At 59.1% G+C, this 26,522-nt stretch carries 27 protein-coding genes; 19 read left to right on the top strand and 8 right to left on the bottom strand.

The features are described 5' to 3' along the window. Positions 1-418 precede the first annotated feature (418 nt). The 10 genes from K3169_RS27975 (at position 419) to madM (ending at position 8,250) form a co-directional block, all read left to right on the top strand. On the top strand, positions 419-631 hold the full coding sequence (locus K3169_RS27975; protein WP_231675335.1) for a DUF6124 family protein: 213 nt from the start codon (positions 419-421) through the stop codon (positions 629-631). Positions 632-896: 265 nt separating this feature from the next. Then, positions 897-2,573, top strand: a complete 1,677-nt coding sequence (mdcA, locus tag K3169_RS27970; protein ID WP_027901332.1) for a malonate decarboxylase subunit alpha — start codon at positions 897-899, stop codon at positions 2,571-2,573. Then, complete coding sequence (locus tag K3169_RS27965; RefSeq protein ID WP_263269151.1) at positions 2,573-3,454, top strand: triphosphoribosyl-dephospho-CoA synthase; 882 nt, start codon at positions 2,573-2,575, stop codon at positions 3,452-3,454. The genes mdcA and K3169_RS27965 overlap by 1 nt, the downstream gene beginning before the upstream one ends. Positions 3,455-3,456: 2 nt before the next feature. Then, positions 3,457-3,756 carry a malonate decarboxylase subunit delta gene (locus K3169_RS27960; protein WP_087265683.1) on the top strand — a complete coding sequence of 100 codons (300 nt, stop codon included), beginning with the start codon at positions 3,457-3,459 and terminating at the stop codon, positions 3,754-3,756. Then, the gene (locus tag K3169_RS27955) at positions 3,749-4,615 is read left to right on the top strand and encodes a biotin-independent malonate decarboxylase subunit beta (protein ID WP_263269148.1); all 867 of its coding nucleotides are present in this window, start codon (positions 3,749-3,751) and stop codon (positions 4,613-4,615) included. The genes K3169_RS27960 and K3169_RS27955 overlap by 8 nt, the downstream gene beginning before the upstream one ends. After that, a complete protein-coding gene (gene mdcE, locus K3169_RS27950) occupies positions 4,612-5,412 on the top strand; it encodes a biotin-independent malonate decarboxylase subunit gamma (RefSeq protein WP_263269147.1) in 801 nt (266 codons plus the stop codon). The genes K3169_RS27955 and mdcE overlap by 4 nt, the downstream gene beginning before the upstream one ends. Further along, positions 5,413-6,039, top strand: a complete 627-nt coding sequence (locus tag K3169_RS27945) for a malonate decarboxylase holo-ACP synthase (protein ID WP_255879541.1) — start codon at positions 5,413-5,415, stop codon at positions 6,037-6,039. Further along, on the top strand, positions 6,036-6,971 hold the full coding sequence (gene mdcH, locus K3169_RS27940; protein WP_263269145.1) for a malonate decarboxylase subunit epsilon: 936 nt from the start codon (positions 6,036-6,038) through the stop codon (positions 6,969-6,971). Before K3169_RS27945 ends, mdcH begins: the two co-directional genes overlap by 4 nt. A gap of 72 nt (positions 6,972-7,043) precedes the next feature. Then, positions 7,044-7,484, top strand: a complete 441-nt coding sequence (gene madL, locus K3169_RS27935; RefSeq protein ID WP_099268502.1) for a malonate transporter subunit MadL — start codon at positions 7,044-7,046, stop codon at positions 7,482-7,484. A gap of 1 nt (position 7,485) precedes the next feature. Beyond that, positions 7,486-8,250 carry a malonate transporter subunit MadM gene (gene madM / locus K3169_RS27930; RefSeq protein ID WP_099268501.1) on the top strand — a complete coding sequence of 255 codons (765 nt, stop codon included), beginning with the start codon at positions 7,486-7,488 and terminating at the stop codon, positions 8,248-8,250. A gap of 1,250 nt (positions 8,251-9,500) precedes the next feature. On the opposite strand, the gene K3169_RS27925 is transcribed toward madM, so the two are convergent. Then, positions 9,501-9,920 carry a DUF3010 family protein gene (locus tag K3169_RS27925; protein ID WP_099268500.1) on the bottom strand — a complete coding sequence of 140 codons (420 nt, stop codon included), beginning with the start codon at positions 9,918-9,920 and terminating at the stop codon, positions 9,501-9,503. 60 nt (positions 9,921-9,980) lie between these two features. Then, on the bottom strand, positions 9,981-10,391 hold the full coding sequence (locus tag K3169_RS27920; protein ID WP_263269142.1) for a lysozyme inhibitor LprI family protein: 411 nt from the start codon (positions 10,389-10,391) through the stop codon (positions 9,981-9,983). Between the two features lie 243 nt (positions 10,392-10,634). On the opposite strand from K3169_RS27920, the gene K3169_RS27915 reads away from it, so the two are divergent. The 9 genes from K3169_RS27915 to K3169_RS27875 all read left to right on the top strand — a co-directional run bounded on the left by K3169_RS27915 (position 10,635) and on the right by K3169_RS27875 (position 21,029). Next, on the top strand, positions 10,635-11,612 hold the full coding sequence (locus K3169_RS27915; protein WP_027899496.1) for a dipeptidase: 978 nt from the start codon (positions 10,635-10,637) through the stop codon (positions 11,610-11,612). Between the two features lie 91 nt (positions 11,613-11,703). Continuing rightward, complete coding sequence (locus K3169_RS27910; protein WP_027899495.1) at positions 11,704-12,234, top strand: DUF5943 domain-containing protein; 531 nt, start codon at positions 11,704-11,706, stop codon at positions 12,232-12,234. Positions 12,235-12,249: 15 nt separating this feature from the next. Further along, positions 12,250-14,310 carry a dimethylglycine demethylation protein DgcA gene (dgcA, locus tag K3169_RS27905; RefSeq protein ID WP_263269140.1) on the top strand — a complete coding sequence of 687 codons (2,061 nt, stop codon included), beginning with the start codon at positions 12,250-12,252 and terminating at the stop codon, positions 14,308-14,310. Positions 14,311-14,685: 375 nt separating this feature from the next. Beyond that, positions 14,686-16,632, top strand: a complete 1,947-nt coding sequence (gene dgcB / locus K3169_RS27900; RefSeq protein WP_263269138.1) for a dimethylglycine demethylation protein DgcB — start codon at positions 14,686-14,688, stop codon at positions 16,630-16,632. Then, positions 16,632-17,852, top strand: a complete 1,221-nt coding sequence (locus tag K3169_RS27895) for an electron transfer flavoprotein subunit alpha/FixB family protein (protein WP_263269137.1) — start codon at positions 16,632-16,634, stop codon at positions 17,850-17,852. The genes dgcB and K3169_RS27895 overlap by 1 nt, the downstream gene beginning before the upstream one ends. Then, a complete protein-coding gene (locus tag K3169_RS27890; protein ID WP_263269135.1) occupies positions 17,842-18,648 on the top strand; it encodes an electron transfer flavoprotein subunit beta in 807 nt (268 codons plus the stop codon). Before K3169_RS27895 ends, K3169_RS27890 begins: the two co-directional genes overlap by 11 nt. 378 nt (positions 18,649-19,026) lie before the next feature. Further along, on the top strand, positions 19,027-20,160 hold the full coding sequence (locus K3169_RS27885; RefSeq protein ID WP_231666383.1) for a PepSY-associated TM helix domain-containing protein: 1,134 nt from the start codon (positions 19,027-19,029) through the stop codon (positions 20,158-20,160). After that, positions 20,157-20,333, top strand: coding sequence for a hypothetical protein (locus K3169_RS27880; protein WP_049826841.1), 177 nt, complete (start codon positions 20,157-20,159; stop codon positions 20,331-20,333). The genes K3169_RS27885 and K3169_RS27880 overlap by 4 nt, the downstream gene beginning before the upstream one ends. Positions 20,334-20,399: 66 nt before the next feature. Beyond that, the gene (locus tag K3169_RS27875) at positions 20,400-21,029 is read left to right on the top strand and encodes a glutathione S-transferase (protein WP_027899486.1); all 630 of its coding nucleotides are present in this window, start codon (positions 20,400-20,402) and stop codon (positions 21,027-21,029) included. 189 nt (positions 21,030-21,218) lie between these two features. Here the strand turns inward: K3169_RS27875 and K3169_RS27870 are convergent, their stop codons facing one another. The 6 genes from K3169_RS27870 to pqqA form a co-directional block, all read right to left on the bottom strand. Further along, positions 21,219-23,063, bottom strand: a complete 1,845-nt coding sequence (locus tag K3169_RS27870) for an alpha/beta hydrolase family protein (protein ID WP_122397998.1) — start codon at positions 23,061-23,063, stop codon at positions 21,219-21,221. Beyond that, the gene (pqqE, locus tag K3169_RS27865) at positions 23,029-24,216 is read right to left on the bottom strand and encodes a pyrroloquinoline quinone biosynthesis protein PqqE (protein WP_263269133.1); all 1,188 of its coding nucleotides are present in this window, start codon (positions 24,214-24,216) and stop codon (positions 23,029-23,031) included. The genes K3169_RS27870 and pqqE overlap by 35 nt, the downstream gene beginning before the upstream one ends. Beyond that, a complete protein-coding gene (gene pqqD, locus K3169_RS27860; protein WP_027899483.1) occupies positions 24,188-24,463 on the bottom strand; it encodes a pyrroloquinoline quinone biosynthesis peptide chaperone PqqD in 276 nt (91 codons plus the stop codon). Before pqqD ends, pqqE begins: the two co-directional genes overlap by 29 nt. Continuing rightward, the gene (gene pqqC, locus K3169_RS27855; protein WP_099268493.1) at positions 24,460-25,215 is read right to left on the bottom strand and encodes a pyrroloquinoline-quinone synthase PqqC; all 756 of its coding nucleotides are present in this window, start codon (positions 25,213-25,215) and stop codon (positions 24,460-24,462) included. Before pqqC ends, pqqD begins: the two co-directional genes overlap by 4 nt. A 195-nt stretch (positions 25,216-25,410) precedes the next feature. Beyond that, positions 25,411-26,322 carry a pyrroloquinoline quinone biosynthesis protein PqqB gene (gene pqqB, locus K3169_RS27850; protein ID WP_263269130.1) on the bottom strand — a complete coding sequence of 304 codons (912 nt, stop codon included), beginning with the start codon at positions 26,320-26,322 and terminating at the stop codon, positions 25,411-25,413. 101 nt (positions 26,323-26,423) lie between these two features. Next, complete coding sequence (gene pqqA, locus K3169_RS27845; protein WP_008365141.1) at positions 26,424-26,495, bottom strand: pyrroloquinoline quinone precursor peptide PqqA; 72 nt, start codon at positions 26,493-26,495, stop codon at positions 26,424-26,426. Between the last annotated feature and the right edge of the window lie 27 nt (positions 26,496-26,522).

Here is a 26,522-nt window from a genome sequence, read left to right as displayed (position 1 = left end):
TTCGCAGGAAATTTGGGCTTTGAAATTTATCAAGGGATGCCTACTTTTTGAGTTAGATATTTATTGCCTGCGCAGATGTTGACTCGTTCTATGGCCGTTCGATAGCAAGAAGCCTCCCTTTCACTTGAGTGAAATTTCCGAGAAAATCCCGGCCTATTGCGCCCTGTGATTTGGGTCTCTAACCTCCTGCCGTCGCTGCAAAATCAGCGATCAGGTTTGGTAGACCTAGGTTATGTAGGCGCAAGGCGCCACCTTCAGCGAGGCGCTTTCTTACGGTCCGTGTTTATGGTGGCCGTGCGCATGGCGTCTTCGGACGCGCCGGGTGCCTGCGACCGGTTCTACCAACTTGCGTACGGCCGCCACCCTTCGTTTGGTAGCGAAGACAGCGGCTCCTTAAGTCATGTAGGAATTAAATCAAATGCCCGAAACACCACCTCAAATACCCTTCCTCGCCAATCACGCCCTGACCCAGGAGCAAGCCCTGACTCACGCCTCGGAGTTGCTGCGCTGCGCCATGGCCACTGCGTACGAATGCGGCGATAGCCTGACCGGTTCAAAGCGCGATCTGGCGTTTTCTGTTGTGCATCTGGTTGAAATGGCCAACGCGATGGTTGAGCGGTCGCTTCGATAGTTGCTGCGAAGCTACTTTCTTCTGTGGGAGCTGAGCTTGCTCGCGATGAACGATGATGCGATCTGCCTGAAACACCGCGGTGCCTGCATCGCGGGCAAGCCCAGCTCCCACAATGATCTGAGCCTTGCACTACAGCTTTTGGGCCAGCATTAGCCGCCATCAACTGATCATTACTCCAACCGTAACGATCCCACTCTCTACTTGATTGATGCCCCGCACCCTTAGCTCCTAAGGTGGCCCACGACAGCGAAATCGTGGAGTGGACATGACAACAATAACGACCCCCGACGCGCGCTGGTCGCGTCGTCGCACCGAGAAACAGCGGCGGCTCGAGCAGGTGCGGCATCTTGCCGATGGTGTGGTGTTGCCGACCGACAACATCGTCGCAGCGCTGGAAGCCTTGATGGTGTCCGGTGATCGCGTGGTGCTTGAGGGCAACAACCAGAAGCAGGCGGACTTTCTTTCCCGCGCCCTGGCCAAAGTCGACCCGGCCAAGCTGCACGACCTGCACATGATCATGCCCAGCGTTGGGCGCTCGGAGCACCTTGATCTGTTCGAACGCGGCATCGCCCGCAAGCTCGATTTCTCCTTTGCCGGTACGCAAAGCCTGCGCATCAGCCAGTTGCTGGAAGACGGCCTGCTGGAAATCGGCGCGATTCATACCTACATCGAGCTGTACTCGCGGCTCGTGGTCGATCTGATTCCCAATGTCGTGCTCTCTGCCGGTTTCATGGCCGACCGGGCGGGCAACATCTACACCGGCCCAAGCACTGAAGACACTCCCGCCTTGATCGAACCGGCCGCGTTCAGCGACGGCATTGTCATCGTCCAGGTCAACCAATTGGTGGACGACGTCAGCGATCTGCCTCGCGTTGATATCCCTGCGTCGTGGGTCGACTTTGTTGTGGTCGCCGACAAGCCGTTTTACATCGAACCGTTGTTCACCCGCGACCCGCGCCACATCAAGCCAGTACACGTGTTGATGGCGATGATGGCGATTCGTGGCATCTACGAAAAACACAATGTGCAGTCGCTCAACCACGGCATCGGCTTCAACACCGCCGCCATCGAATTGATCCTGCCGACCTACGGTGAATCACTCGGTCTGAAGGGCAAGATCTGCCGCAACTGGACGCTCAATCCGCACCCGACGTTGATCCCCGCCATCGAAAGCGGCTGGGTGGAGAGCGTGCACTGCTTCGGCACTGAGCTGGGTATGGAAAACTACATTGCTGCCCGGCCAGACGTGTTCTTTACCGGGCGCGATGGCTCGATGCGTTCCAACCGCATGGTCTGCCAACTGGCCGGACAGTACGCGGTGGATCTGTTCATCGGCGCGACCTTGCAAGTGGATGGTGATGGTCACTCCTCAACCGTCACCCGTGGTCGCCTCGCCGGTTTTGGTGGCGCGCCGAACATGGGCCACGACCCTCATGGGCGTCGCCATCCAACCCCCGCCTGGCTGGACATGCGCCAACAGAGCGGCGACGGCCCGGATGCTTATCTTGAGCGCGGCAAAAAGCTTGTGGTGCAAATGGTCGAGACTTTCCAGGAAGGTGGTAAACCCACTTTCGTGGAAACCCTTGATGCGGTCGAAGTGGCGAAGAAAAGCGGCATGCCCCTCGCGCCGATCATGATCTACGGCGATGACGTCACCCATTTGCTCACCGAAGAAGGCATTGCCTATCTGTACAAGGCACGCAGCCTGGAAGAGCGTCAGGCGATGATCGCAGCGGTGGCAGGCGTGACTGTCATCGGCATGCGCCATAACCCCAAAGACACCGCGCGCATGCGTCGTGAAGGCTTGATTGCGCTGCCGGAAGATCTGGGTATCCGCCGCACCGATGCCAGCCGCGAATTGCTCGCCGCCAAGAGCATTGGTGATCTGGTTCAGTGGTCAGGCGGCTTGTACAACCCACCTGCAAAATTCAGGAGTTGGTGATGAGCGCACTTGCACACAAAGCCAAATCTGACAGCCCGTTGTTCGCCGAACAGTTGGCTGACCTTGCCGTCGACGCGCTGATTGATGAAGCGGACCTGTCACCTAAACCAGCACTGGTGGATCGGCGCGGCAGTGGCGCGCACAGCGATCTGCATCTGGGCCTGATGCACGCCTCGGCGTTGTCGCTATGGCCAATGTTCAAAGGCATGGCTGAAGCGGCCCAGCAGTTCGCAGAAATCGGCCAGCCTTTGCGCGAGGCCTTGGGCCGCATTGGTCGTGAAGGCGAAGCCGCGATGCTGCGCACCACGAACGGCGTGAACACCCACCGCGGTGCGATCTGGGCGTTGGGCCTGTTGGTCACCGCTGCCGCGCTTGAACCCAATAACTGCAGCGCAGCGCAGTTGACCTTGCGCGCCGCAAAGCTGGCCTTGATTGAAGACCGCAACGTGGTCCCGCAACTTAGCCACGGCGCACAGGTGGCCCAGCGTTATGGCGCCATGGGTGCCAAAGAACAGGCGCAACTGGGCTTCCCCGCCGTCATGCAAAAAGGCCTGCCGCAACTGCAACACAGTCGGGCGTCCGGCAGCGGCGAGCAGAACGCGCGACTCGATGCCTTGCTGGCGATCATGACCACGTTGGCGGACACCTGTGTGCTGTATCGCTCCGGCCTTGAAGGTTTGCACGCCATGCAGCAAGGCGCGCAGCGGGTGCTGGATGCGGGCGGCAGTGCGAGCCTGGCCGGTCGTCGCCAATTGCACGCGCTGGATCAGCAGTTGTTGCAGCTCAATGCGTCACCCGGTGGCGCTGCCGATTTGCTCGCCGCATGCCTGTTCATCGATAGCCTTGAGCCTGTGCTCGGCTCTGAATCGAGGAGTGTCTGACCATGGAAACCCTGTCTTTTGAATTCCCCGCCGGGCAGCCGCCGCTAGGCCGTGCGCTGGTGGGTTGTGTCGGTTCCGGTGATCTGGAAGTGCTGCTCGAACCGGGTGTACCCGGCAAGTTGTCGATCAACGTGGTGACGTCGGTGAATGGCGCGTCTGCCCGCTGGCAGCATTTGTTCGAGCGCATGTTCGACGGCCAGACACCGCCTGCGCTGGCCATCGATATTCACGATTTCGGCGCCACACCAGGCGTGGTCCGTTTGCGTCTGGAGCAAGGCTTCGAGGAGATTGGCCATGACTGATACCGCCCGTTTGCTTCAGCAACACAGCTTCGTCGAATTGGGTGCTCGGCAACGGGCAAAAGCGCTGCTCGACGAAGGCAGTTTTCGTGAGTTGATCGACCCGTTTGACCGCATCATGTCGCCTTGGCTGATTAAGCAAGGCATCGTCGCCCAGGCGGACGACGGGGTGATTGTCGCCAAAGGTACGGTCGGTGGTTTACCCGTGGTTATAGCCGCCATCGAAGGTGCGTTCCAAGGCGGCAGCATGGGCGAAGTGGGCGGCGCGAAAATGGCCGGTGCACTGGAACTGGCTGCTGAAGACAACCGCAATGGAATCCCGACTGCCGCCATTTTGTTGCTGGAAACCGGCGGTGTGCGCTTGCAGGAAGCCAACCTTGGCCTGGCGGCGATTGCCGAAATTCATGCGGCGATTGTCGACCTGCGCCAGTACCAGCCAGTGATCGGCGTGGTGGCGGGCAGCGTCGGTTGTTTTGGCGGCATGTCCATTGCTGCGGGCTTGTGCAGTTACCTGTTGGTGACCCAGGAAGCGCGGCTGGGCTTGAACGGCCCGCAAGTGATCGAGCAGGAAGCGGGCATCGAAGAATACGACTCCCGCGATCGGCCTTTCATCTGGAGCCTTACCGGAGGTGAGCAGCGTTACGCCAGCCATCTGGTGGACGGTTTTGCCGCTGACGACGTGCAAGCGATCCGTGAACAAGTGACCGGCTGGATCAGCCTCGGTGTTCCGGCTCAGGAGCGCAGCAGCCAGTACGAAACCTTTCTGCATCGTCTGGCGCGTCTCGACACCGCTTCGCAAATCGATCCGCAAACCGTGCGCGATCTCTATACAGAGCCGCAATCCAAAGGAGTCAAGCCATGAGCGCTTCCCAACGAGGTTTGAACTGGTTCAAAGCGCTCAGCGCCAACGCGGCCGAAGTGGTGGGTTTGCCGCATTCAGTCAAGGCAGCGGATGGCGTATTGGGTGAGCAGGCGGTGCGCTTTCTGGCAGTGGTCGCCGATGCTGACAACCGGTTCCCCCGTGCTCGCAATGGCGAGGTCGGTTTACTGGAAGGCTGGGGTTTGGCCAAGGCCGTGGATTCCGCCATCGAGCTGGATCGTGATAACGAACACAAGCGAGCACTGATCGCTATCGTCGATGTGCCGAGCCAGGCGTATGGGCGGCGCGAAGAAGCGCTGGGCATTCATCAAGCTTTGGCGGGCGCTGTAGACAGTTATGCCCGTGCGCGACTGGCGGGCCATCCGGTGATTGGTTTGTTGGTCGGCAAGGCGATGTCCGGTGCGTTTCTGGCTCACGGTTATCAAGCCAATCGGCTGATCGCCCTGCGTGATCCCGGCGTCATGGTGCACGCCATGGGCAAAGAGTCAGCCGCGCGGGTGACGTTGCGCAGCGTCGACGAACTGGAAAAACTTGCCGCCAGCATCCCGCCCATGGCGTACGACATCGAGAACTACGCCAGCCTTGGCCTGCTCTGGGAAACCTTGTCGGTCAGCCAGATCGAGCAGCCCTCTGGCGAAGATATCAGTCACGTTCAGGACGTGCTGAACAGTGCGATCAAAGACGTGAAGGCCGCAGGGAATGACCTGAGCAGCCGACTTGGCGCGAGCAATCGCCAAGCCTCGTCAAAAGTACGCGAACTGCTGCGGGCGCAGTGGTAAATGAACGCTGATCTGGCAGTGCTGCCCCACGATTTGTTGTGGGGCATGCCGGTGTCTGCCTTGCCTGCCGATGCGCCGGACTGGGTGCTTGAGGCTGTACGCCTTGAGCATCCGGTGGTGGTGCGTCGTTCCTTGGCGCCGCGAGCGCTTGTCGCGGTGGGTATTCGTGGTCCGGGTCGTGAGCAACGGTTTGCGGCACTGATGCCACGGGATGCTATTGAGCGTTGCGTGCGTCCTGAGCAGTTGACGCATGTTCAAGGGGCGCACGATTGGCCTGCGCTGCAAGCACTGGATCAGATTCGCCCGTTGATGGATTTGCTGGCGCTGCCTTGGGGCGTCAGCGGCAGCGCTGGTTTCGAATTGGCCAGCGGTGTGGCGGCTCTGCATCAGAACAGCGATCTGGATTTGATTGTGCGCACCCCGCGCTTTGTCAGCCGTGAATGGGCTGGCGAGCTGGTGAAGGTTCTGGACCGTTCCGTGTGTCGAATCGACGTGCAATTGCAGACGCCTTTTGGCGCACTGGCATTGCGCGAGTGGGCGGGTGCTTCGCGTCAGGTGTTGCTCAAGAGTGAGCAGGGGGCCTGGTTGGTCACCCAACCCTGGCAGCCGACCGAGGCCTGCGCATGAGCAGCTTTTGGGTGTTCCCCGGCCAGGGCGCGCAGCAGCCGGGCATGTTGAATCATTTGCCTGATGAGCAATCGATGCGTGATTGCCTGAGTGAAGCAAGCGATGCGTTGGGCGAAGACGTATTGCTGCTGGATTGTGAGCAAGCACTGCAATCCACTCGTGCCGTTCAGCTGTGTTTGTTGGTCGCCGGGGTCGCCAGTGCGCGGTTTTTAAAAACCCAGGGCTGCGAGCCGGACACCGTTGCCGGTTTGTCCATCGGTGCGTATCCGGCAGCGGTTGTTGCCGGTTCGCTGAGCTTCACTGACGCTGTTCGGTTAGTGGCCTTGCGCGGTGAGCTGATGCAGAGCGCCTATCCCCAAGGTTATGGCATGACGGCGATTATCGGGCTGGATCTGACCGCCGTCGAAGCGCTGGTCGCCGAAGTGCACGGTCCTCAACAGCCCGTGTACCTGGCCAATATCAACGCCGAAAACCAGTTTGTGATCGCCGGAAGCGCCGAGGCGATGGGTGAAGTGGCGCATTTGGCGAAAGCCAGTGGCGCAGCAACGGTAAAGCGCCTCGCGGTGAGCGTGCCGTCCCATTGCGCGCTGCTTGAACAACCGGCGCAAGCCTTGGCTGAGGCTTTCGCCAACGTGACGATCAAAGCCCCTGCGGTGCGTTATCTGAGTGGCAGCACGGCGCGGCCAATGTTGACTGCCAACAAGCTGCGCGACGATCTGGCCTTCAACATGTGCCGCGTCATCGACTGGCGCAGCACGGTGCAAACCGCTTACGAGCGCGGCGCACGTCTGCAGATTGAATTCCCGCCGGGCACCGTGTTGACCGGGCTAGCGCGCAAAGTTTTCGAGCAGGGAACGGCAGTCGCTTTTCAAGGCGCTCGCCTGGACAGTCTGGTCGCGTTGTCGCGCGAGGAGGGCAGCCGCAACCCATAGAGTGCACGGACGTTGGACCGTTTCGAAGAACAAGAACAACAACTTCGTAAGGCAAACTGAGGAATAACAATAATGATTATCTACGGTGTAGCACTGCTGGCTATCTGCATGCTTGCAGGGGTGATTCTCGGTGACTTGCTTGGCGTAATGCTGGGCGTCAAATCCAACGTGGGTGGTGTCGGGATCGCGATGATCCTGCTGATTTGTGCCCGTCTGTGGATGGAGAAGCGCGGCGGCATGAGCAAGGAATGCGAGATGGGCGTCGGTTTCTGGGGCGCTATGTACATCCCGGTGGTGGTCGCGATGGCGGCTCAGCAAAACGTCGTCACGGCCCTCAAAGGCGGCCCTGTCGCCGTACTCGCAGCCGTCGGCTCGGTGGTCTTGTGCGGTTGCACCATTGCCTTGATCAGCCGCATCAACAAGGGCGAGCCGCTGCCTCCGGAAGAGCCGGTGATCATTCCGGGCATCACGCCGGTACCAACGCCTTCGCCAACGCCAGCAGGGAGCCGCTGATATGTGGGAAATCATTGATAAGGGTTTGATCAGCAACGGGCTGGTGACGGCATTTGCCTTTGTGGGCGTGGTGATGTGGATCTCTGTCGTGCTTTCCAAGCGGCTGACGTTCGGCAGGGTGCATGGATCAGCCATCGCCATTGTCATCGGCCTGGTTCTGGCGTGGGTCGGCGGCACGATGACCGGTGGCCAAAAAGGCCTGGCGGACGTGACATTGTTTTCCGGTATCGGGCTGATGGGCGGCGCAATGCTGCGTGACTTCGCCATCGTTGCCACCGCGTTCGAAGTGCAGGCAACTGAAGCGCGCAAAGCCGGATTGATTGGCGTGATTGCGCTGCTGCTTGGCACGATCCTGCCGTTCATTGTCGGCGCGAGCATCGCCTGGGTGTTTGGCTATCGCGATGCAGTAAGCATGACCACCATTGGCGCGGGCGCAGTGACCTATATCGTTGGCCCGGTCACTGGCGCGGCATTGGGGGCGACATCGGATGTGATGGCGCTGTCGATCGCAACTGGCTTGATCAAGGCGATCATCGTGATGGTCGGTACACCGATGGCGGCGCGCTGGATGGGGCTGGATAACCCGCGCTCGGCAATGGTTTTCGGCGGTCTGGCAGGCACCGTCAGTGGTGTGACGGCGGGTCTTGCCGCAACGGATCGGCGACTGGTGCCTTACGGCGCGTTGACGGCAACGTTCCATACCGGACTGGGCTGCCTGCTGGGGCCGTCGTTGTTGTACTTCGTGGTGCGCGCTATCGTCGGGTGATGACGGCATATCACGGTAGGAGCGAACTTGTTCGCGAGGCGGCGTGCCTGAAGAACCGTGTCAGGCCCTCTCGCCAACAAGTTGGCTCCTACCTTTAAAAGTGTTGAGCCTGCGCGTTTTGCTGGGGTAGGAGCGAACTTGTTCGCAAGGCGGCGTGCCTGAGGAACGGCGTCAGGCCCTTTCGCCAACAAGTTGGCTCCTACCTTTAAAAGTGTTGAGCCTGCGCGTTTTGCTGGGGTAGGAGCGAACTTGTTCGCAAGGCGGCGTGCCTGAGGAACGGCGTCAGGCCCTTTCGCCAACAAGTTGGCTCCTACCTTTAAAAGTGTTGAACCTGCGCGTTTTGCTGGGGTAGGAGCGAACTTGTTCGCGAGGCGGCGTGCCTGAAGAACCGCGTCAGCCCCGTTCGCCAACAAGTTGGCCCCTGCCTTTAAAAGTGTTGAGCCTGCGCGTTTTGCTGGGGTAGGAGCGAACTTGTTCGCGAGGCGGCGTGCCTGAAGAAACGCGTCAGGCCCTTTCGCCAACGAGTTGGCTCCTACCTTTAAAAGTGTTGAGCCTGCGCATTTCTGGGTAGGAGCGAACTTGTTCGCGAAGCGGCGTGCCTGAAGAACCGTGTCAGGCCCTTTCGCCAACGAGTTGGCTCCTACCTTTAAAAGTGTTGAGCCTGCGCGTTTTGCTGGGGTAGGAGCGAACTTGTTCCCGAGGCGGCGAGCCTGAAGAAACACGTCAGGCCCTTTCGCCAACAAGTTGGCTCCTACCTTTAAAAGTGTTGAGCCTGCGCGTTTTGCTGGGGTAGGAGCGAACTTGTTCGCAAGGCGGCGTGCCTGAGGAAACGCGTCAGGCCCTCTCGCCAACGAGTTGGCTCCTACCTTTAAAAGTGTTGAGCCTGCGCATTTCTGGGTAGGAGCGAACTTGTTCGCGAAGCGGCGTGCCTGAAGAACCGTGTCAGGCCCTTTCGCCAACGAGTTGGCTCCTACCTTTAAAAGTGTTGAGCCTGCGCGTTTTGCTGGGGTAGGAGCGAACTTGTTCCCGAGGCGGCGAGCCTGAAGAAACACGTCAGGCCCTTTCGCCAACGAGTTGGCTCCTACCTTTAAAAGTGTTGAGCCTGCGCGTTTTGCTGGGGTAGGAGCGAACTTGTTCCCGAGGCGGCGAGCCTGAAGAAACACGTCAGGCCCTTTCGCCAACAAGTTGGCTCCTACCTTTAACGCGACAAGTCTGGGCCTGCGCAATTGCGGGGTAGGAGCGCAGTAGTTCTATTTACTCTTCATCAACCCCGAACACGCGGCCTTGTATGCCTCGTGCTGATACTTGTTCAGCGAAGCAGGCAGGTCGAAGTTGTGCTTTTTGTTCTGCGCGTTGATGGTTTGTGGCGACAACAGGGTCACTTCGCAATCGCGCAGCAACTGGAAAACCGTTTCGATCTTGAACGTCGTCGGGCCGCCTGCAAACTCGCCTTTTTTGCTGCGCTTCTTGATAACAACATGACTGATGCCGTTTTCACGCACAAAGCTGGCGATCTGGGTCGCGAAGGTTTTGACGTTGGCAGACTCGTCATCGTCTTCGAGTGCCAGCTTCTTGGTCGCCAGCGGCAAGTGTTCGAGGCCACCTTGCTGGCGGGTCGCCAATGCAAAAATAGCCTCACTGCCTTTGATTTCTACACCACAGATGATCATGAATGAGCCTTTACGTAACTGCCTGGATAAAAAGGCAGACACCATAGCTCATTCAGGTGTTCATTCCTGCGCGATGGATTCCAGATACTCGGAGCGCTCATCGCTGGTGCGCGCCAGGCAATCGTTCTGGGCGATGTTGAACGCTTTACTGCCAGCCGCCGCCGGGAAGACTTCCACTGCACAATCGGCGTCGCGAAGCTTCTCCCAGGCTAGCTGGGCAGTCTTGAGTTTTTCGGCGAAGGCGTTGGCCTGGGACTTGTTCGCCCCGAACTGGGTGTTAACCCGCTGCAACAGGTTCTGGAAGTTCTCTTTCAGCAATTCCTCGGCCGTGTCGCGGCTGTACTTGGAGCACTCGAGGGTTTGTTGGTCTTCTTCGACACCGTCGCATGGCGAGACATAAGGGTTTTGTGCTGCATGAGCGCCCGCGATGCCGGTCGCTAAAAGAACCAAAGCCAGGAAAACCTTGTTCATCGAGTCTCTCCACTCCATTTGATGAGCTGGATTCTGGCCTAAGCGCGGCCTAAAGAACAGTTTGGCGAGATACACGTCGACAGCGTCCTGTCGCCCTTTGTCGTTTCTTGACGCTTTCGGCAAACCCCCTGTCGTTTTTGCACCCGGCTCGGCCGACCCTCAGGCATATGCTGGCCTCAATAGCGTCGGCATACGATTCGGCGCGCCAGTACCTAATCAGCACTTATATAAAGGGACAGCCTGATGAGCCCAGCCGAATTACACGCCGACAGCATCGTTATTGACGGGCTGATCATCGCCAAGTGGAACCGTGAGCTGTTTGAAGACATGCGCAAAGGTGGTCTGACCATGGCCAACTGCACCGTGTCGGTGTGGGAAGGTTTCCAGGCGACTATCGACAGCATCTGCAAAAGCCAGAAGCTGATGCGCGAAAACAGCGACCTGGTGATGCCGGTACGTACCACCGCCGACATCCGCAAGGCGAAAGAACTGGGCAAGACCGGCATCCTCTTCGGCTTCCAGAATGCGCATGCCTATGAAGACCAGATTGGCTACGTCGAGATCTTCAAACAGCTCGGCGTGGGCATCGTGCAGATGTGCTACAACACCCAGAATCTGGTGGGCACCGGCTGCTACGAGCGTGATGGCGGGCTGTCGGGTTTCGGCCGCGAAATCGTCGCTGAAATGAACCGGGTCGGCGTTATGTGCGACTTGTCCCACGTCGGTTCCAAGACTTCAGAAGAAGTCATCCTCGAATCGAAAAAACCGGTCTGCTACTCCCACTGCCTGCCGTCCGGTCTTAAAGAGCACCCGCGCAACAAGTCCGACGAAGAACTCAAGTTCATCGCCGATCACGGCGGTTTCGTCGGCGTAACCATGTTTGCGCCGTTCCTCGCCAAAGGCATTGAGTCGACCATCGACGATTACGCCGAAGCTATCGAATACACCATGAACATCGTCGGCGAAGACGCCATCGGTATCGGCACCGACTTCACTCAGGGGCACGGCCAGGACTTTTTCGAATACCTGACCCACGACAAGGGCTACGCCCGCCGCCTGACCAGCTTCGGCAAGATCATCAACCCGCTGGGTATCCGCACGGTTGGCGAGTTCCCGAACCTGACCGAGACCTTGCTCAAGCGCGGCCACTCCGAGCGTGTGGTGCGCAAGATCATGGGCGAGAACTGGGTCAACGTGCTCAAGGATGTCTGGGGCGAGTAACCCCCGATCACGAGCAAAAGCTTTACCGAATTGATCACCCCGCTGCCATTTCGCGCAGTGGGCGTACCCCGAACATCTGGAGTTTGACCCCATGGCTAAAATCGCCCCGCAACTGCCTATCGAAGTCGACAGCGAAACCGGCGTCTGGACCTCTGATGCGTTGCCGATGCTGTACGTGCCACGCCACTTTTTCGTCAACAACCACATGGGCATTGAAGAAGTACTGGGCGCTGATGCCTACGCTGACATTCTCTACAAGGCGGGCTACAAATCCGCCTGGCACTGGTGCGAGAAAGAAGCTGAATGCCACGGTCTGGAAGGCGTTGCAGTATTCGAACACTACATGAAGCGTCTGTCGCAGCGTGGCTGGGGGCTGTTCAAGATTCAAGACATCGACCTGGAGAAAGGCACCGCCAGCGTCAAGCTTGAGCACTCCTGCTTTGTGTACGTCTACGGCAAAGTCGGTCGCAAGGTTGATTACATGTTCACCGGTTGGTTTGCCGGCGCCATGGATCAGATTCTCGCCGCAGCAGGCAGCCCGATTCGTACGGTCGCCGAGCAGGTTTACGGCGGTTCGGAAGAAGGCCATGACGACGGCCTGTTCATCGTCAAACCGTTGTAAGTCGAGGATCGTGTCATGGCTTTCGAAGCGATGTTTCAGCCTATCCAGATAGGCAAACTCACGATCCGTAACCGGGTATTGAGCACCGCGCACGCCGAGGTCTACGCCACCGATGGCGGCATGACCACGGACCGCTATGTGAAGTACTACGAGGAAAAAGCCAAGGGCGGTATCGGCCTGGCGATTTGTGGTGGTTCATCCAGCGTCGCTATCGACAGCCCGCAAAGCTGGTGGAAGTCGGTCAACCTGGCGACCGACAAGATCATCCCGCACTTCCAGAATCTCGCGGACGCCATGCACAAGCACGGCGCCAAGATCATGATCCAGATTACCCACATGGGCCGTCGCTCACGCTGGGACGGCGACCATTGGCCGACGTTGCTGTCGCCTTCGGGCATCCGCGAGCCAGTGCACCGTGCGACGTGCAAGACCATCGAGCCGGAAGAAATCTGGCGAGTGATCGGCAACTACGCCAGCGCTGCGGCGCGGGCCAAGGCTGGTGGCCTGGACGGTGTCGAACTGTCGGCTGTGCACCAGCACATGATCGACCAGTTCTGGAGCCCGCGGGTTAACAAGCGAACGGACGAGTGGGGCGGCAGCTTCGAAAACCGCATGCGTTTCGGCCTGGAAGTGATCAAGGCGGTGCGTAAAGAGGTCGGTCCTGACTTCTGCGTCGGCCTGCGCATCTGTGGTGACGAATTCCACCCGGATGGCCTCAGCCACGAAGACATGAAGGAGATCGCCAAGTACTACGACCAGACCGGCATGATCGACTTTATCGGCGTCGTCGGCTCGGGTTGCGATACCCACAACACCCTGGCCAACGTTATTCCGAACATGAGTTACCCACCGGAGCCGTTTCTGCATCTGGCGGCCGGTATCAAGGAAGTGGTCAAGGCACCGGTGCTGCACGCGCAGAACATCAAGGACCCGAATCAGGCTACGCGGATTCTTGAAGGTGGTTACGTCGACATGGTTGGCATGACCCGCGCGCACATCGCTGACCCGCACCTGATCACCAAGATCAAGATGGGCCAGATTGACCAGATCAAACAGTGCGTCGGTGCCAACTATTGCATCGACCGCCAATACCAGGGCCTTGACGTTCTGTGTATTCAGAACGCCGCGACCTCTCGTGAATACATGGGCGTGCCGCACATCATCGAAAAATCCACCGGTGCCAAACGCAAGGTCGTGATTGTCGGTGCCGGGCCTGCGGGCATGGAGGCAGCGCGTGTTTCGGCCGAGCGCGGCCATGATGTGACGCTGTTCGAGAAGAAAGAATTCATCGGCGGGCAAATCACCACCGCCTCGAAAGCCCCGCAGCGTGACCAGATTGCAGGCATCACTCGCTGGTTCCAGCTGGAGCTGGCGCGTTTGAAAGTCGATCTGCGCCTGGGTACGGCGGCTGATCCGGCAACCATCATGGATCTGCGTCCGGACATCGTCGTGCTGGCGGTGGGTGGTCATCCGTTTCTGGAGCAGAACGAACATTGGGGCGCGGCTGAAGGTTTGGTGGTCAGCAGTTGGGACATCCTCGACGGCAAGGTCGCGCCGGGCAAGAACGTGCTGGTCTACGACACCATCTGTGAATTCACCGGGATGTCGACGGCTGACTTCCTGGCCGATAAAGGCAGCCAGGTAGAGATCGTCACTGACGACATCAAGCCGGGCGTTGCCATTGGCGGCACTTCGTTCCCGACGTACTACCGCAGCATGTATCCGAAAGAAGTGATCATGACCGGCGACATGATGCTGGAGAAGGTCTACCGCGAAGGCGACAAGCTGGTGGCTGTACTGGAAAACGAATACACCGGTGCCAAAGAAGAGCGGGTAGTGGATCAGGTGGTCGTCGAAAACGGTGTGCGTCCGGACGAAGAGTTGTATTACGCGTTGAAAGCAGATTCGCGTAACAAGGGCCAGATCGACATCGAAGCGTTGTTCGCTATTCAGCCGCAACCTTGTTTGAGCGAACCGGGTGACGGGTACTTGCTGTTCCGCATTGGTGACTGCGTGGCACAGCGTAATACCCATGCGGCGATTTATGACGGTTTGCGTCTTTGTAAGGATTTCTAAGTCGATCCCGTAGGAGCGCGCTTGCCCGCGATGAATGATAACGCGGTTTACCTGATAGACCGCAGTGTTTGTATCGCGGGCAAGCCCGCTCCTACGGAAAAGCACCGAATACCTCTGTGGGAGCAGAGCTTGCTCGCGATGAACGATAACGCGGTTGTCCTGATGAACCGCAGCGCCTAAATCGCGGGCAAGCCCGGCTCCCATAGAAAACACCGAATTTCCCTGTAGGAGTGAGCTTGCTCGCGATAAGGCCGGAACGGCCTTCAGTCGGCTTTGAATGAATCCATTGCCAGCGCTGCGCACTGGATCGCGAGCAAGCTCACTCCTACAGGAGACCGATGACCTCTGTCGGACCGCGCGCTGTAGGAGCTTCACATGCTGAACACACTGCTTCCCATCTTGCTGTTCGCTGCTCTGGGCCTTGCTGTCCTGGGGGCTGTGCGGCGGGTGAATATGTGGCGCAACGGCCGAGCCTCTAAAGTCGACCTGCTCGGCGGATTGTTGGCCATGCCCAAGCGTTACATGGTCGATCTGCACCATGTCGTGGCTCGGGACAAATACATCGCTAACACCCACGTCGCAACGGCGCTGGGCTTTGTGCTGTCGGCATTGCTCGCGATCGTCGTACACGGCTTTGGCCTGCACAGCCGCATCCTCGGTTATGCCCTGCTGCTGGCCTCGACCCTGATGTTCATCGGCGCGATCTTCATGTTCCTGCGCCGCCGTAACCCACCGGCTCGCCTGTCGAAAGGCCCGTGGATGCGCCTGCCGAAAAGCCTTATGGCGTTTTCCGTCAGCTTCTTCCTAGTCACGCTGCCGGTGGCGGGGATTCTCCCGCAGGACTTCGGCGGCTGGGTGTTGGTCGCGCTACTAGGCCTGGGATGCCTGTGGGGCGTGTCGGAAATGTTCTTCGGTATGACCTGGGGCGGCCCGATGAAGCACGCCTTTGCCGGCGCGTTGCATCTGGCCTGGCACCGTCGCGCCGAACGCTTTGGCGGTGGTCGCTCAACCGGCCTTAAACCCCTGGACCTCAACGACAAAACCGCGCCACTCGGCGTAGAAAAACCCAAGGATTTTACCTGGAACCAACTGCTGGGTTTTGACGCCTGTGTGCAATGCGGTAAATGCGAAGCCGCGTGTCCGGCGTTCGCAGCCGGTCAGCCGTTGAACCCGAAAAAACTGATTCAGGACATGGTGGTGGGTCTGGCTGGCGGCACTGACGCCAAATTCGCCGGCAGTCCATATCCGGGCAAAGAGATCGGCCTGCACGGCGGCAACCCGCTTCAGCCCATCGTCAACGGCCTGGTAGACGCTGAAACCTTGTGGTCCTGCACCACCTGCCGCGCCTGTGTTGAAGAATGCCCGATGATGATCGAGCACGTGGACGCCATCGTCGACATGCGCCGTCACCTGACCCTGGAAAAAGGCGCGACGCCGAACAAAGGCGCTGAAGTGCTGGAAAACCTGATCGCCACCGATAACCCTGGCGGTTTCGCACCGGGCGGGCGGATGAACTGGGCGGCGGATTTGAACCTCAATCTGCTCTCCGACAAAAAAGCTGTCGACGTCCTGTTCTGGGTCGGCGACGGCGCTTTCGACATGCGCAACCAACGGACTTTGCGCGCCTTTGTCAAAGTCCTGAAAGCGGCCAAAGTCGACTTCGCCGTGCTGGGTCTTGAAGAGCGGGACAGCGGCGACGTGGCACGGCGTCTCGGTGATGAAGCAACCTTCCAGATGCTCGCCAGACGCAATATTCAGACCCTGAACAAATACAGCTTCAAACGCATCGTCACCTGCGATCCGCACAGCTTCCATGTGCTGAAAAACGAGTACGGCGCGTTCGATGGCAATTACCTCGTGCAACACCACAGCACCTACATGGCTGAGTTGATTCAAGGTGGCGCGCTGAATCTGGGCCAGCACAAGGGCTCCAGCGTGACCTATCACGACCCGTGTTATCTGGGCCGCTACAACGGCGAGTACGAAGCGCCGCGTGATGTGTTGCGCGCGCTGGGCATTGAGGTCAAGGAAATGCAGCGTTCCGGTTTCCGATCCCGTTGCTGCGGTGGCGGTGGCGGCGCGCCCATTACGGATATTCCTGGCAAACAACGTATCCCCGACATGCGCATGGACGACATCCGCGAAACCGGTGCTGAACTGGTAGCTGTCGGTTGCCCGCAATGCACCGCGATGCTCGAAGGCGTGGTCGAGCCGCGACCGATGATCAAAGACATTGCCGAATTGGTGGCAGATGCACTGGTGGAAGAAGTAATCCCCAGCAAGCCCGCGCCGACTAAACGTGAACCTGCGGAGGTGCACTGATGAGCGACATTATCCGTCGTGATCCTCGCGCTGAATGGATCGCCCGTAACCGTCTGCACCCGCTGCATGCTGCGATGCAACCGGCGCAAACTAGCTGGATGGGGCCTAACGGCCTGATGCGCAAGAACGTGCACGGCCTTGGATTTATCGGTCCCAACGGCATCAAGCGAATAGACCGCAGTGGCGCGCAGCAAGGTGGGGCGGTGAAACGCTCAGCCGCCGCCGAAGTGCAGTTGCCGCTGCATCAGGTGTCGCAGCCATCTTTCTATATATGCGTTGTGCCGGATATGGTCGGCGGGCGTTTGAGCGCTCACGACCGCGACCTTTTGGGCCTTGCTCATCAGCTTGCTGGTCAGAATGGCGCGGTACTGGCGGTGGTGTTTGGTGAGCACAAAGAGAGCGCATTCGCGACGGCAGGCGTGGATCGCTTGCTGGTTCTGGAGGGTAGCGAGTTCAGCGGTTACTCACCGGAGCAGCGCGTCCAGGGCCTGCGGGCTGTGGATAACCAGTTCAACCCACGTCACTGGCTGTTGCCGGACAGTCGTAGCGGTGGTGGCGAATTGGGCCGTCGCTTTGCAGCAAGTCTGGGCGAGCGTCCGGCCACACGTGTCTGGCAGGTCAAGGATGAACAATGCGTCGGTCGCGCCGGTGCGGGTCAGGAAGATATCTCAAGACCACTGGCGCGCTTGATCCTCGCTGCTGCGGAGTGTGCTGAACCGGTCAGTGAAACCCGCCATGAAGTATTGCCCGTCGAGTTATCCACAAGCGTGGCGCGCAGCCTGCCGCGGATTGAAGACCTTGGCGCTGTCGCTGTCGATCCGGCCATGATTCCGATGGCGGAAGCGGAGTTCATCTTCTCCGGCGGTAATGGCGTCAAGGACTGGGATTTGTTCCATCGCACAGCAGCAGCGCTTGGCGCGACCGAAGGTGCATCTCGGGTGGCGGTAGACGATGGCTTCATGGGCCGTGATCGACAGGTCGGCGCCAGCGGTACGTGGGTGACGGCGCGGGTTTACGTGGCGGTGGGTATTTCCGGCGCAATCCAGCACCTGCAAGGCATTGGTGCTTGCGACAAAGTCGTGGCAATCAACCTTGATCCCGGCTGCGACATGATCAAACGCGCTGACCTTTCTGTGATCGGCGACAGCGCGGCAATTCTCAAGGCGCTGATCGACGCGGTGGAAACCCATCGTCATGGAGCAAAACAAGATGCGGCCTGAACCAACTGCTTTCTCTGTGGATAATGCTGCTACGCACGTCATCAGCTTGGTCTCCATCGGCGCACACCCGACATCCGGCCGCGCACGGCGTGCCGAGCAGGACGCCCGCGCCGTCGAGTTAGGCTTGCAGCTGGCTGGGGATAACTTACACGTGCTGCATGCGGGGAACCCCGAAGAGCCTGCGCTGCGAGCCTATCTGGGCATGGGCCTGGACGAGTTGCATGTGCTGGAGCAACCGGAAAACGCTGACGCATTACCTGCATTGACGGATTACATCCGAGAGTCCGGTGTGCAGATGGTGCTCACCGGAAGTCAGGCAGAAACCGGCGAGGGCTCTGGCATGTTGCCATTTCTGCTGGCGGAAAAGCTGGGTTGGCCGCTCGTAGTGGGATTGGCGCAAGTGGAGTCACTGGATAACGGCAGTGCTCTGGTGCTTCAGGCATTACCTCGTGGTCAGCGTCGGCGCTTGAAAGTACGGCTGCCGTTTCTGGCGACTGTGGATAACGCCGCGCCCAAGCCCCGGCAAAGCGCTTACGGCCCCGCGCAACGCGGCACACTTGCAGCCGAACAGGTGGAAATCATTAGCGATGAACTGCTCGGCGGCTCTGTTCTGCAACCGGCCAAACCCCGGCCCAAACGCCTGAAAGTCATCAAGGCCAAAAGCGGCGCAGACCGCATGAAAGCTGCAACGGCCAAAGCCAGCGGTGGCGGCGGGCAAGTGCTCAAGGGCGTTACGCCAGAGGCGGGGGCTGAGGCGATCCTGAAGCTGTTGATTGAGGAAGGCGTGGTGAGGTGAAGACCTTTGATTTTTTGTAGGAGAGGCCCGGCTTCCATGCCTCCACGCTGTCGCGCAGCAAACGGGTGAGCTGTAGGAGCGCGCTTGCCCGCGATTCGGTCTGTCAGTCGATGAATGTATCGCCTGTGCTGACGCTATCGCGGGCAAGCGCGCTCCAGGTTTGCAGATTCCCGGACTCAGGCCACGAATTGCATCGCCTACACGGCATACCCTCCTGACAAAGTTTTGCCAAAGGATTTCATCCGACAGCCAGCATTTGCCAGTAATCAATGGCTCTGACACAATCGCGAATCGTTCTTGTTATTTCATGTTGTACTGAAGGGCCGCTGCTGATCAGCGGCCTTTTTGTTTTGGATAAAGGTTTTCGAGAAGAACAGCATGAAAAGCCAAACCGTGCGCCGCTGGTCCTTCGTCCATACCTGGACGAGCCTGATCTGTACCCTGTTTTTGTTGATGCTGGCGCTGACCGGGTTGCCACTGGTGTTCAGTCACGAAATTGATCACCTGCTGGGCAATTCACCTGAGTTCAAGGAAATGCCAGCCGACACGCCGCACCTCAACCTGCAGCAACTGGTCGAAGCTGCCGAAGCTCATCGTCCTGGCGAGGTCATGCAGTACTTCGGCTGGGAGGACGACGAGCCGAACGGTGTCTGGGCGATCATGGCCAAAACAGCGGGCACCGAACCCAACGATTCACACTCTTTCATGCTCGACTCGCGCACGGGGGAAGCCTTGGAAACGCCGTCTGCCAACGGCGGTTTCATGATGGTCATGTTGCGCCTGCATGTGGATATGTATGCAGGGCTGCCGGGGAAGTTGCTGCTGGCATTCATGGGCCTTATGTTCGTGCTGGCGGTTATTTCCGGGACGGTGCTGTACGCGCCGTTCATGCGCAAACTCAAATTCGCCACCGTGCGCGCCGACAAATCAACGCGCATGCGCTGGCTTGATCTGCACAACCTGATTGGCGTCGTCACCCTGACCTGGGCATTGGTGGTAGGGGTGACCGGAGTGATCAGCGCCTGCGCCGACCTGTTGATCGCGTCGTGGCGCAACGACACGCTAGCCGCGATGATCGAACCTTATCGGGGTACGCCGCCGCTGACTCAACTTGCCCCCGCAACGCGTCTGGTGGAGATCGCCGAATCCGCCGCGCCGGGCATGCAGATCGACTTCGTTGCTTTCCCCGGAACGCGTTTCTCCAGCGAGCACCATTACGGGGTGTTCATGAAAGGTAATACGCATTTAACGGCGCACCTCATGACACCAGTGCTGATTGATGCGCAAACCCTGGATGTCACGGCGGTGGTCGAACGGCCCTGGTACATGGATGCGCTGGGCATGTCTCAGCCACTGCACTTTGGGGATTACGGCGGCATGCCAATGAAAGTGCTGTGGGCGACGCTTGATGTGCTGACGATTATTGTCCTGAGCAGCGGGCTGTATTTGTGGTGGGTGCGCAGAAAGGTTGCACGTCCAATCCATGTGTCGCCACAAGAGACGCTGCAATGAAGCGTTCCACATTCTGGAAGACCTTTGCCGCGCCGGGAGTGATTGCCTTGCTGACCGGGCTGGGGCTTTTCGCTGCGCTGCTGGGTGATGGCTGGTGGGATGCACTGGCCTGGCTGGGCATGGGCGTCGCAGCAGTGTTCAGCATCAGAGGCTTGCTGGCTCGCAAGTCCTGAAAGCAGATATTGCGGACCACCGTGGCGCTGGCTAGTCTGAGGGACTGTCTTATTCGAGGAACCTCCATGTCTGCGCCGACCATGACGTTGTACTACAACGCGGCTTCACCGTTTGCCCGCAAGGTGATGCTGGTACTGCATGAAACGGGACAGCTGGACCGGGTGACACTTCAACCCACCACGCTTTCGCCTGTCGCCCCGGTTGAAGAACTGAACAACGATAACCCCGCTGGCAAGCTTCCCGCGCTACGGTTGGCGGATGGCAACGTCATTCATGACAGCCGGGTCATTCTCGATTATCTCGATCATCAGCATGTGGGCATTGCGCTGATTCCGCGCGAGGGCTCGGCGCGCTGGAGACGTTTGACCCTGGCTTCTCTGGCCGACGCTTTGCTGGATGCGGCGTTGCTGATTCGATACGAGCAAGCGCTACGTCCGGCGGAAAAGCACTGGGACACCTGGCTCGATAATCAGCAGGAAAAGGTCGAGCGCAGCCTGGCTTACTTCGAGCAGGAAGCGATTACCGAGCTCAGCTCGGCGTTTGATGTGGCTTCGATTAGCGTCGCTGCAGCGTTGGGCTACCTCGACTTCCGCCAGCCAGACCTGGCCTGGCGCAACCGCTACCCGCGTCTGGCCAACTGGTATTTCGAGGTCAGTCAGAGACCGTCGATGCAGGCTACACAGCCTTCGGTTTGAGGCACAGATATTCGCGCAGCAAACACTTAACCCTGTGGGAGCGGTGCTTGGTCTGGGCGGCATTCCGACGATAGGAGCGACGCAGATACAAGGTCAATCGCGTCCAGCCTTATCGCGGGCAAGCACCGCTCCCACAGGACTGCGTTCCAATTCAATTAGTCGCGTTGCCTGACAAGCCAAGTGTAATGATCACCCATCAATCACCTTTCGATAAAACGCCCACTCCTTCGTCAACGCATCTGCCTGGTTGACCGCCTTGCGGAAGCCGTGGTGTTCGTCGGCGTAAAAATGCCCTTCAGCCACAACGCCTCGGGATTTAAGGGCCATCAGCATAGCGCGGGTCTGTTCGGGGACGACCACTGCGTCGAGCTCGCCCTGGAAGAAAATCACCGGCACCTGGATCTCGGCGGCGTGGAGCAGTGGCGTGCGGGCGTGATAGCGGTCGATGTCCTCTTCAGGGTCACCGATCAGCCAATCCAGATAATCGCTCTCGAATTTATGCGTGGCTTTGGCCAGTGCCAGTGGGTCGCTGACGCCGTACAAGCTTGCACCGGCGCGGAAGACTTTCTTGAAGGCCAGTGCGCACAGGGTTGTATAGCCCCCGGCACTGCCGCCACGAATAAACGCCTGATCCGGATTGATCAGCCCGCGTCCCGCCAGGTGCGCAACGACTGCACAGGCGTCCTCCACATCGGCCACGCCCCAGTTCAGGTGCAGGCTCTGGCGATACTCCCGGCCGTAACCGGTGCTGCCGCGATAGTTGAGGTCGGCCACGGCAAAGCCGCGTTGGGTCCAGTACTGGATTTTCGGGTCTAGCACCGGGTAGCAGGCCGAGGTTGGCCCCCCGTGGACGAATACCACCAGCGGTGGCGTGCCGACGGCGTTCATGGCCGGATAGAAATAACCGTGCGCTTCGCCATCGCCGCTTTTGTAGCGCAGGGTTTCTGGACGGCTGATTTGCTCAGGCGGCAGGGGCGCGACGCCTCCGGCCAAGACCTGAACGCTATGATCTTTGCGACTGATCGCGAGCACCGCCGAAGGGCAGGTAGCTGAAGCCGCGACGCAATAAACGTATTGATCGTCGAGCGCCAGGCTGCGGAAGCGGCTGTACTCGCCACTGAAGTCTTGCAGCGTGCCGTGGGAGTCACGCATCCCCAACACGCCTGTCCCGTTTTCCGACCAGGTGCCGAGGTAGGCACCATGAGGCAGGGGCAACCAACTGCGCCCGCCCAATTGCCAAGGCGCTGGCGCATGATCGGCATCGGATGCCTTGAGATGGGTCAGGCCGAATGAACCTTCTACGCAAGGCTGCCAGAAACCGCCCTGGTCGCTCAGGCAATACAAACGCCCCGTGGCGTCGAAACGCGCTTGCTGAATGGACTCTTCATCGCGATCGCCTGCCAGGCAGCGCGGCTCGGACCAACCGCCGGCAGCCTGACGTTTGCTGCTCATCAACAGTGTGCTTGTCCACGGCTGGTGCGGCTTCTGCCATTCAATCCAGGCCAGGCGCTGACCGTCAGGGCTGAGGGTCGGAGACGCATAGAAATCCGCCCCGCGCGCCAGTACCAGACGCTTGCCATTGGCGACGTCAATGCTGACCAATTGATGGAATTCTTTATCTTCTTCAACGGCCAGAATCTGCCCGTTGGCAAATACCAGATCGCCGTAGCGTTTTTTGCCGGTGGTGATGGCTTCGGGCAGACCTTCACCCTCGAACTCATCAAACACCAGTGGCTGGCGATAGAGCTGCTGATCGCTTTCGTTGACGAACACCAGGCCATCGTCGGTCAGGCAGAAAGAACCGCCGCCGTACTCATAGACCCGGCTGCGCACGCTGAAGCCATCGGGGGTCAGGCAGGTCGTGTTGCCTTCAAACCAGCGCCAGATACGGCACGCGCCATCCTCAGGCCGGTATTCATTCCAGAACAGCCCCAACGGGCTGACAGCCAACTCGGCGAAATCAACGCCGGCGGCGACCGCCTGGGCTGCAGTAAACGTTTCAGGATTTGGCGATGAGGCGCGAGTTTCTGTCATTGCGAAAGGCCAACTGCTCAATGGTTTGAGTCGCATATTCGGCTTCTTTTCGAGCCTGCACAATCATCCCGTGATGAGGTGATTTACTGCACACCGGATCGGCATTGGCAGCATCACCGGTGAGCATGAATGCCTGGCAGCGACAGCCGCCGAAATCCTTCTCTTTTTCGTCGCATGAGCGGCACGGCTCGGGCATCCAGTCGTAACCACGGAAGCGGTTGAAACCGAATGAGTCGTACCAGATGTGTTGCATCGTATGGTCGCGAACGTTGGGGAACTGCACCGGCATTTGCCGTGCCCCGTGACAGGGTAGGGCGGTGCCATCCGGAGTCACGGTGAGGAAGATATTGCCCCATCCGTTCATGCAGGCTTTCGGGCGTTCTTCGTAGTAATCCGGGGTGACGAAGATCAACTTGCACGGATGATTTTCGGCAGCCAGCTTGTCGCGGTATTCATTAGTGACCCGCTCGGCGCGAACCAGCTGATCCTTGGTGGGCAGCAAGCCTTGGCGGTTCAGGTGCGCCCAGCCGTAGAACTGACACGTCGCCAGCTCGACGAAATCTGCTTCGAGGGCGATACACAACTCGATGATTTTATCGATCTTGTCGATGTTGTGCCGGTGAGTCACGAAGTTAAGCACCATCGGATAGCCGTGCTTCTTGACCGCACGGGCCATCTCCAGCTTCTGCGCGAAGGCTTTTTTCGAGCCTGCGAGCATGTTGTTCACTTGCTCGTCACTGGCCTGGAAACTGATCTGAATGTGATCGAGCCCAGCTTCCTTGAAATCGATGATTTTTTGCTCGGTGAGACCGATGCCTGACGTAATCAGGTTGGTGTAATAACCCAGACGACGGGCCTCTCGGACCAGCTCCGCGAGGTCCTGACGCACCAGCGGTTCGCCGCCGGAGAAACCAATCTGCGCCGCGCCCATCTCCCGCGCTTCAGCCATGACCTTGAACCACTGTTCGGTGGTCAACTCCTGGCCCTGTTTGGCAAAGTCCAACGGGTTCGAGCAATACGGACATTGCAGCGGGCAGCGATATGTCAGCTCGGCCAACAGCCAAAGCGGCAAACCGACTGCGGGCTTGGGCGGAATCTTGATGGCTGACTCGACCGGGGGCGACTCAGGCAAGTTCGATCCAGTGTTCGCCACGGGCGACCTCCATGAATTGCTCGACATCGCTGCCGAGCTCGGGAAAGCCCGGGAACTGCTCGTTCAAGGCTTCAATGATCGCCGCCACGCTGCGCTGGCCATCGATCAGGCCACCAATCGCGCTGGCGCTTTCATTGAGTTTGATCATGCCTTCCGGGTAGAGCAGCACGTGGCCGTTCTGCGCCGGTTCAAACTGGTAGCGGTAGCCCCGGCGCCAGCTCGGGACTTGTTGTCGATCAAAGCTCATAGGGCAATCCCCTTATGCCAGACCCGTTGGTCGGTCACGCTGTGATAAGGCGGGCGGTTCAGCTCGTAAGCCATGCTCATGGCGTCCAGCATGCTCCACAAAATGTCGAGTTTGAACTGCAGGATTTCCAGCATGCGCTGCTGGCCTTCATAAGTCGTATAGTGCTGCAGGGTGATCGTCAGGCCGTGCTCTACATCTCGACGTGCCTGACCCAGTCGGGTCCGGAAATACTCGTAGCCTGCTGGATCGATCCACGGGTAATGCTGTGGCCAGCTGTCCAGACGCGACTGGTGGATCTGCGGGGCGAACAGCTCTGTCAGCGAGCTGCTGGCCGCTTCCTGCCAGTTGGCGCGGCGGGCAAAGTTGACGTAGGCGTCCACGGCGAAGCGCACGCCTGGCAGAACCAGTTCCTGTGAGCGCAGTTGATCCGGATCCAGACCAACGGCTTGGCCCAAACGCAGCCAGGCTTCAATACCGCCGTCTTCGCCGGGTGCACCGTCGTGATCCAGCAGGCGCTGAATCCACTCACGACGAATTTCACGATCCGGGCAATTGGCCAGAATGGCCGCGTCCTTGAGCGGGATGTTCACTTGATAGTAGAACCGGTTGGCGACCCAGCCCTGAATCTGTTCGCGGGTCGCACGGCCTTCGTACATCGCCACGTGGTACGGGTGATGAATGTGGTAATACGCGCCTTTGGCACGCAAAGCCTGTTCGAATTCAGCGGGGGACAGCGGCGTTGCTTCGCTCATGTCAGTCATTTCCTTGTTGTCCGGCGCGGTCTTCGCGGGCAAGCACCTGTGGGACCGAATTCATTCGGGAAGACTGATTGCCAGACGCTGAATATGTATGGTCTGTACCGGCCCCTTCGCGAATGAATTCGCTCCCACGGTAGTCGTGTTTGCAGGCCAACATAGAATCTCCCACAGGTCGGCCGTCATCACTGCTTACAACTCAATACTCATCCCATCAAACGCCACTTCGACATTACGGCGAGCAAGCTCAGCGCGTTCGGGCGAGTCTTCGTCGAGGATCGGGTTGGTGTTGTTGATGTGGATAAGCACCTTGCGCTGTTTCGGCAGGCGTTCCAGCACTTCGAGCATGCCGCCAGGGCCGTTTTGTGCCAGGTGACCCATTTCTGCTCCGGTCCGTGTACCAACCCCACGACGCTGCATCTCATCGTCGTCCCACATCGTGCCGTCCACCAGCAGGCAATCGGCGGCGACCATTTTTTCCATCAGCGCATCATCGACCTTGCCCAGCCCCGGCGCGTAGAACAGCTTGCCGCCGGTCTTCAGGTCTTCGACCATCAGGCCAATGTTGTCGCCCGGGTGCGGATCGAAGCGATGCGGCGAATAAGGCGGGGCCGCGCTGCGCAGCGGGAATGGCGTGAAGCGCAGGTTCGGGCAGGCCGGAATCACAAAGCTACCTTCAAGCTCGATCCGGTTCCAGACCAGGCCGCCGTTCCAGTGCTTGAGCATGTTGAACAACGGGAAGCCGGTGCTCAGGTCTTCGTGAACCATGTCGGTACACCAGACCTGATGCGGGCAACCTTCGCGCAAACTGAGCAGACCGGTGGTGTGGTCGATCTGGCTGTCCATCAGAATGATTGCGCTGATCCCTGTGTCGCGCAGGGCGCGGCCTGGTTGCATAGGGCCGAAACCGGCCAGCTGTGCGCGAATGTCCGGAGAGGCGTTGCACAGCACCCAGTTGATGCCATCGTCGGAGAGCGCGATGGACGATTGGGTCCGGGCATGGGCCCGCAGGCTGCCGTCGCGAAAACCGGCGCAGTTCGCGCAATTGCAGTTCCACTGTGGAAAGCCGCCGCCAGCAGCGGAGCCTAGAATCTGGATGTGCATGTCAGCTCCCTGGGGCGAGGCATGAAAAGATGATCTAAAAGAAAAAAGAACTTACCAATAAAAAAAGCCCCGGCGAACCGAGGCTTTGCACCGCGTTGTCATCAACGGCTTGCGAAGTACATCGTGACTTCGAAACCGATACGCAGATCAGTGTAAGCAGGTTTAGTCCACATAAAAGACTCCTTCTGGGTGATTGCAGC

Origin of the sequence: Pseudomonas phytophila, from assembly GCF_025643095.1 — a bacterium.
Lineage (GTDB): Bacteria > Pseudomonadota > Gammaproteobacteria > Pseudomonadales > Pseudomonadaceae > Aquipseudomonas > Aquipseudomonas quasicaspiana.
Note: the sequence above shows the minus strand (reverse complement) of the source record. Positions and strands in the feature narration are given on the sequence as shown.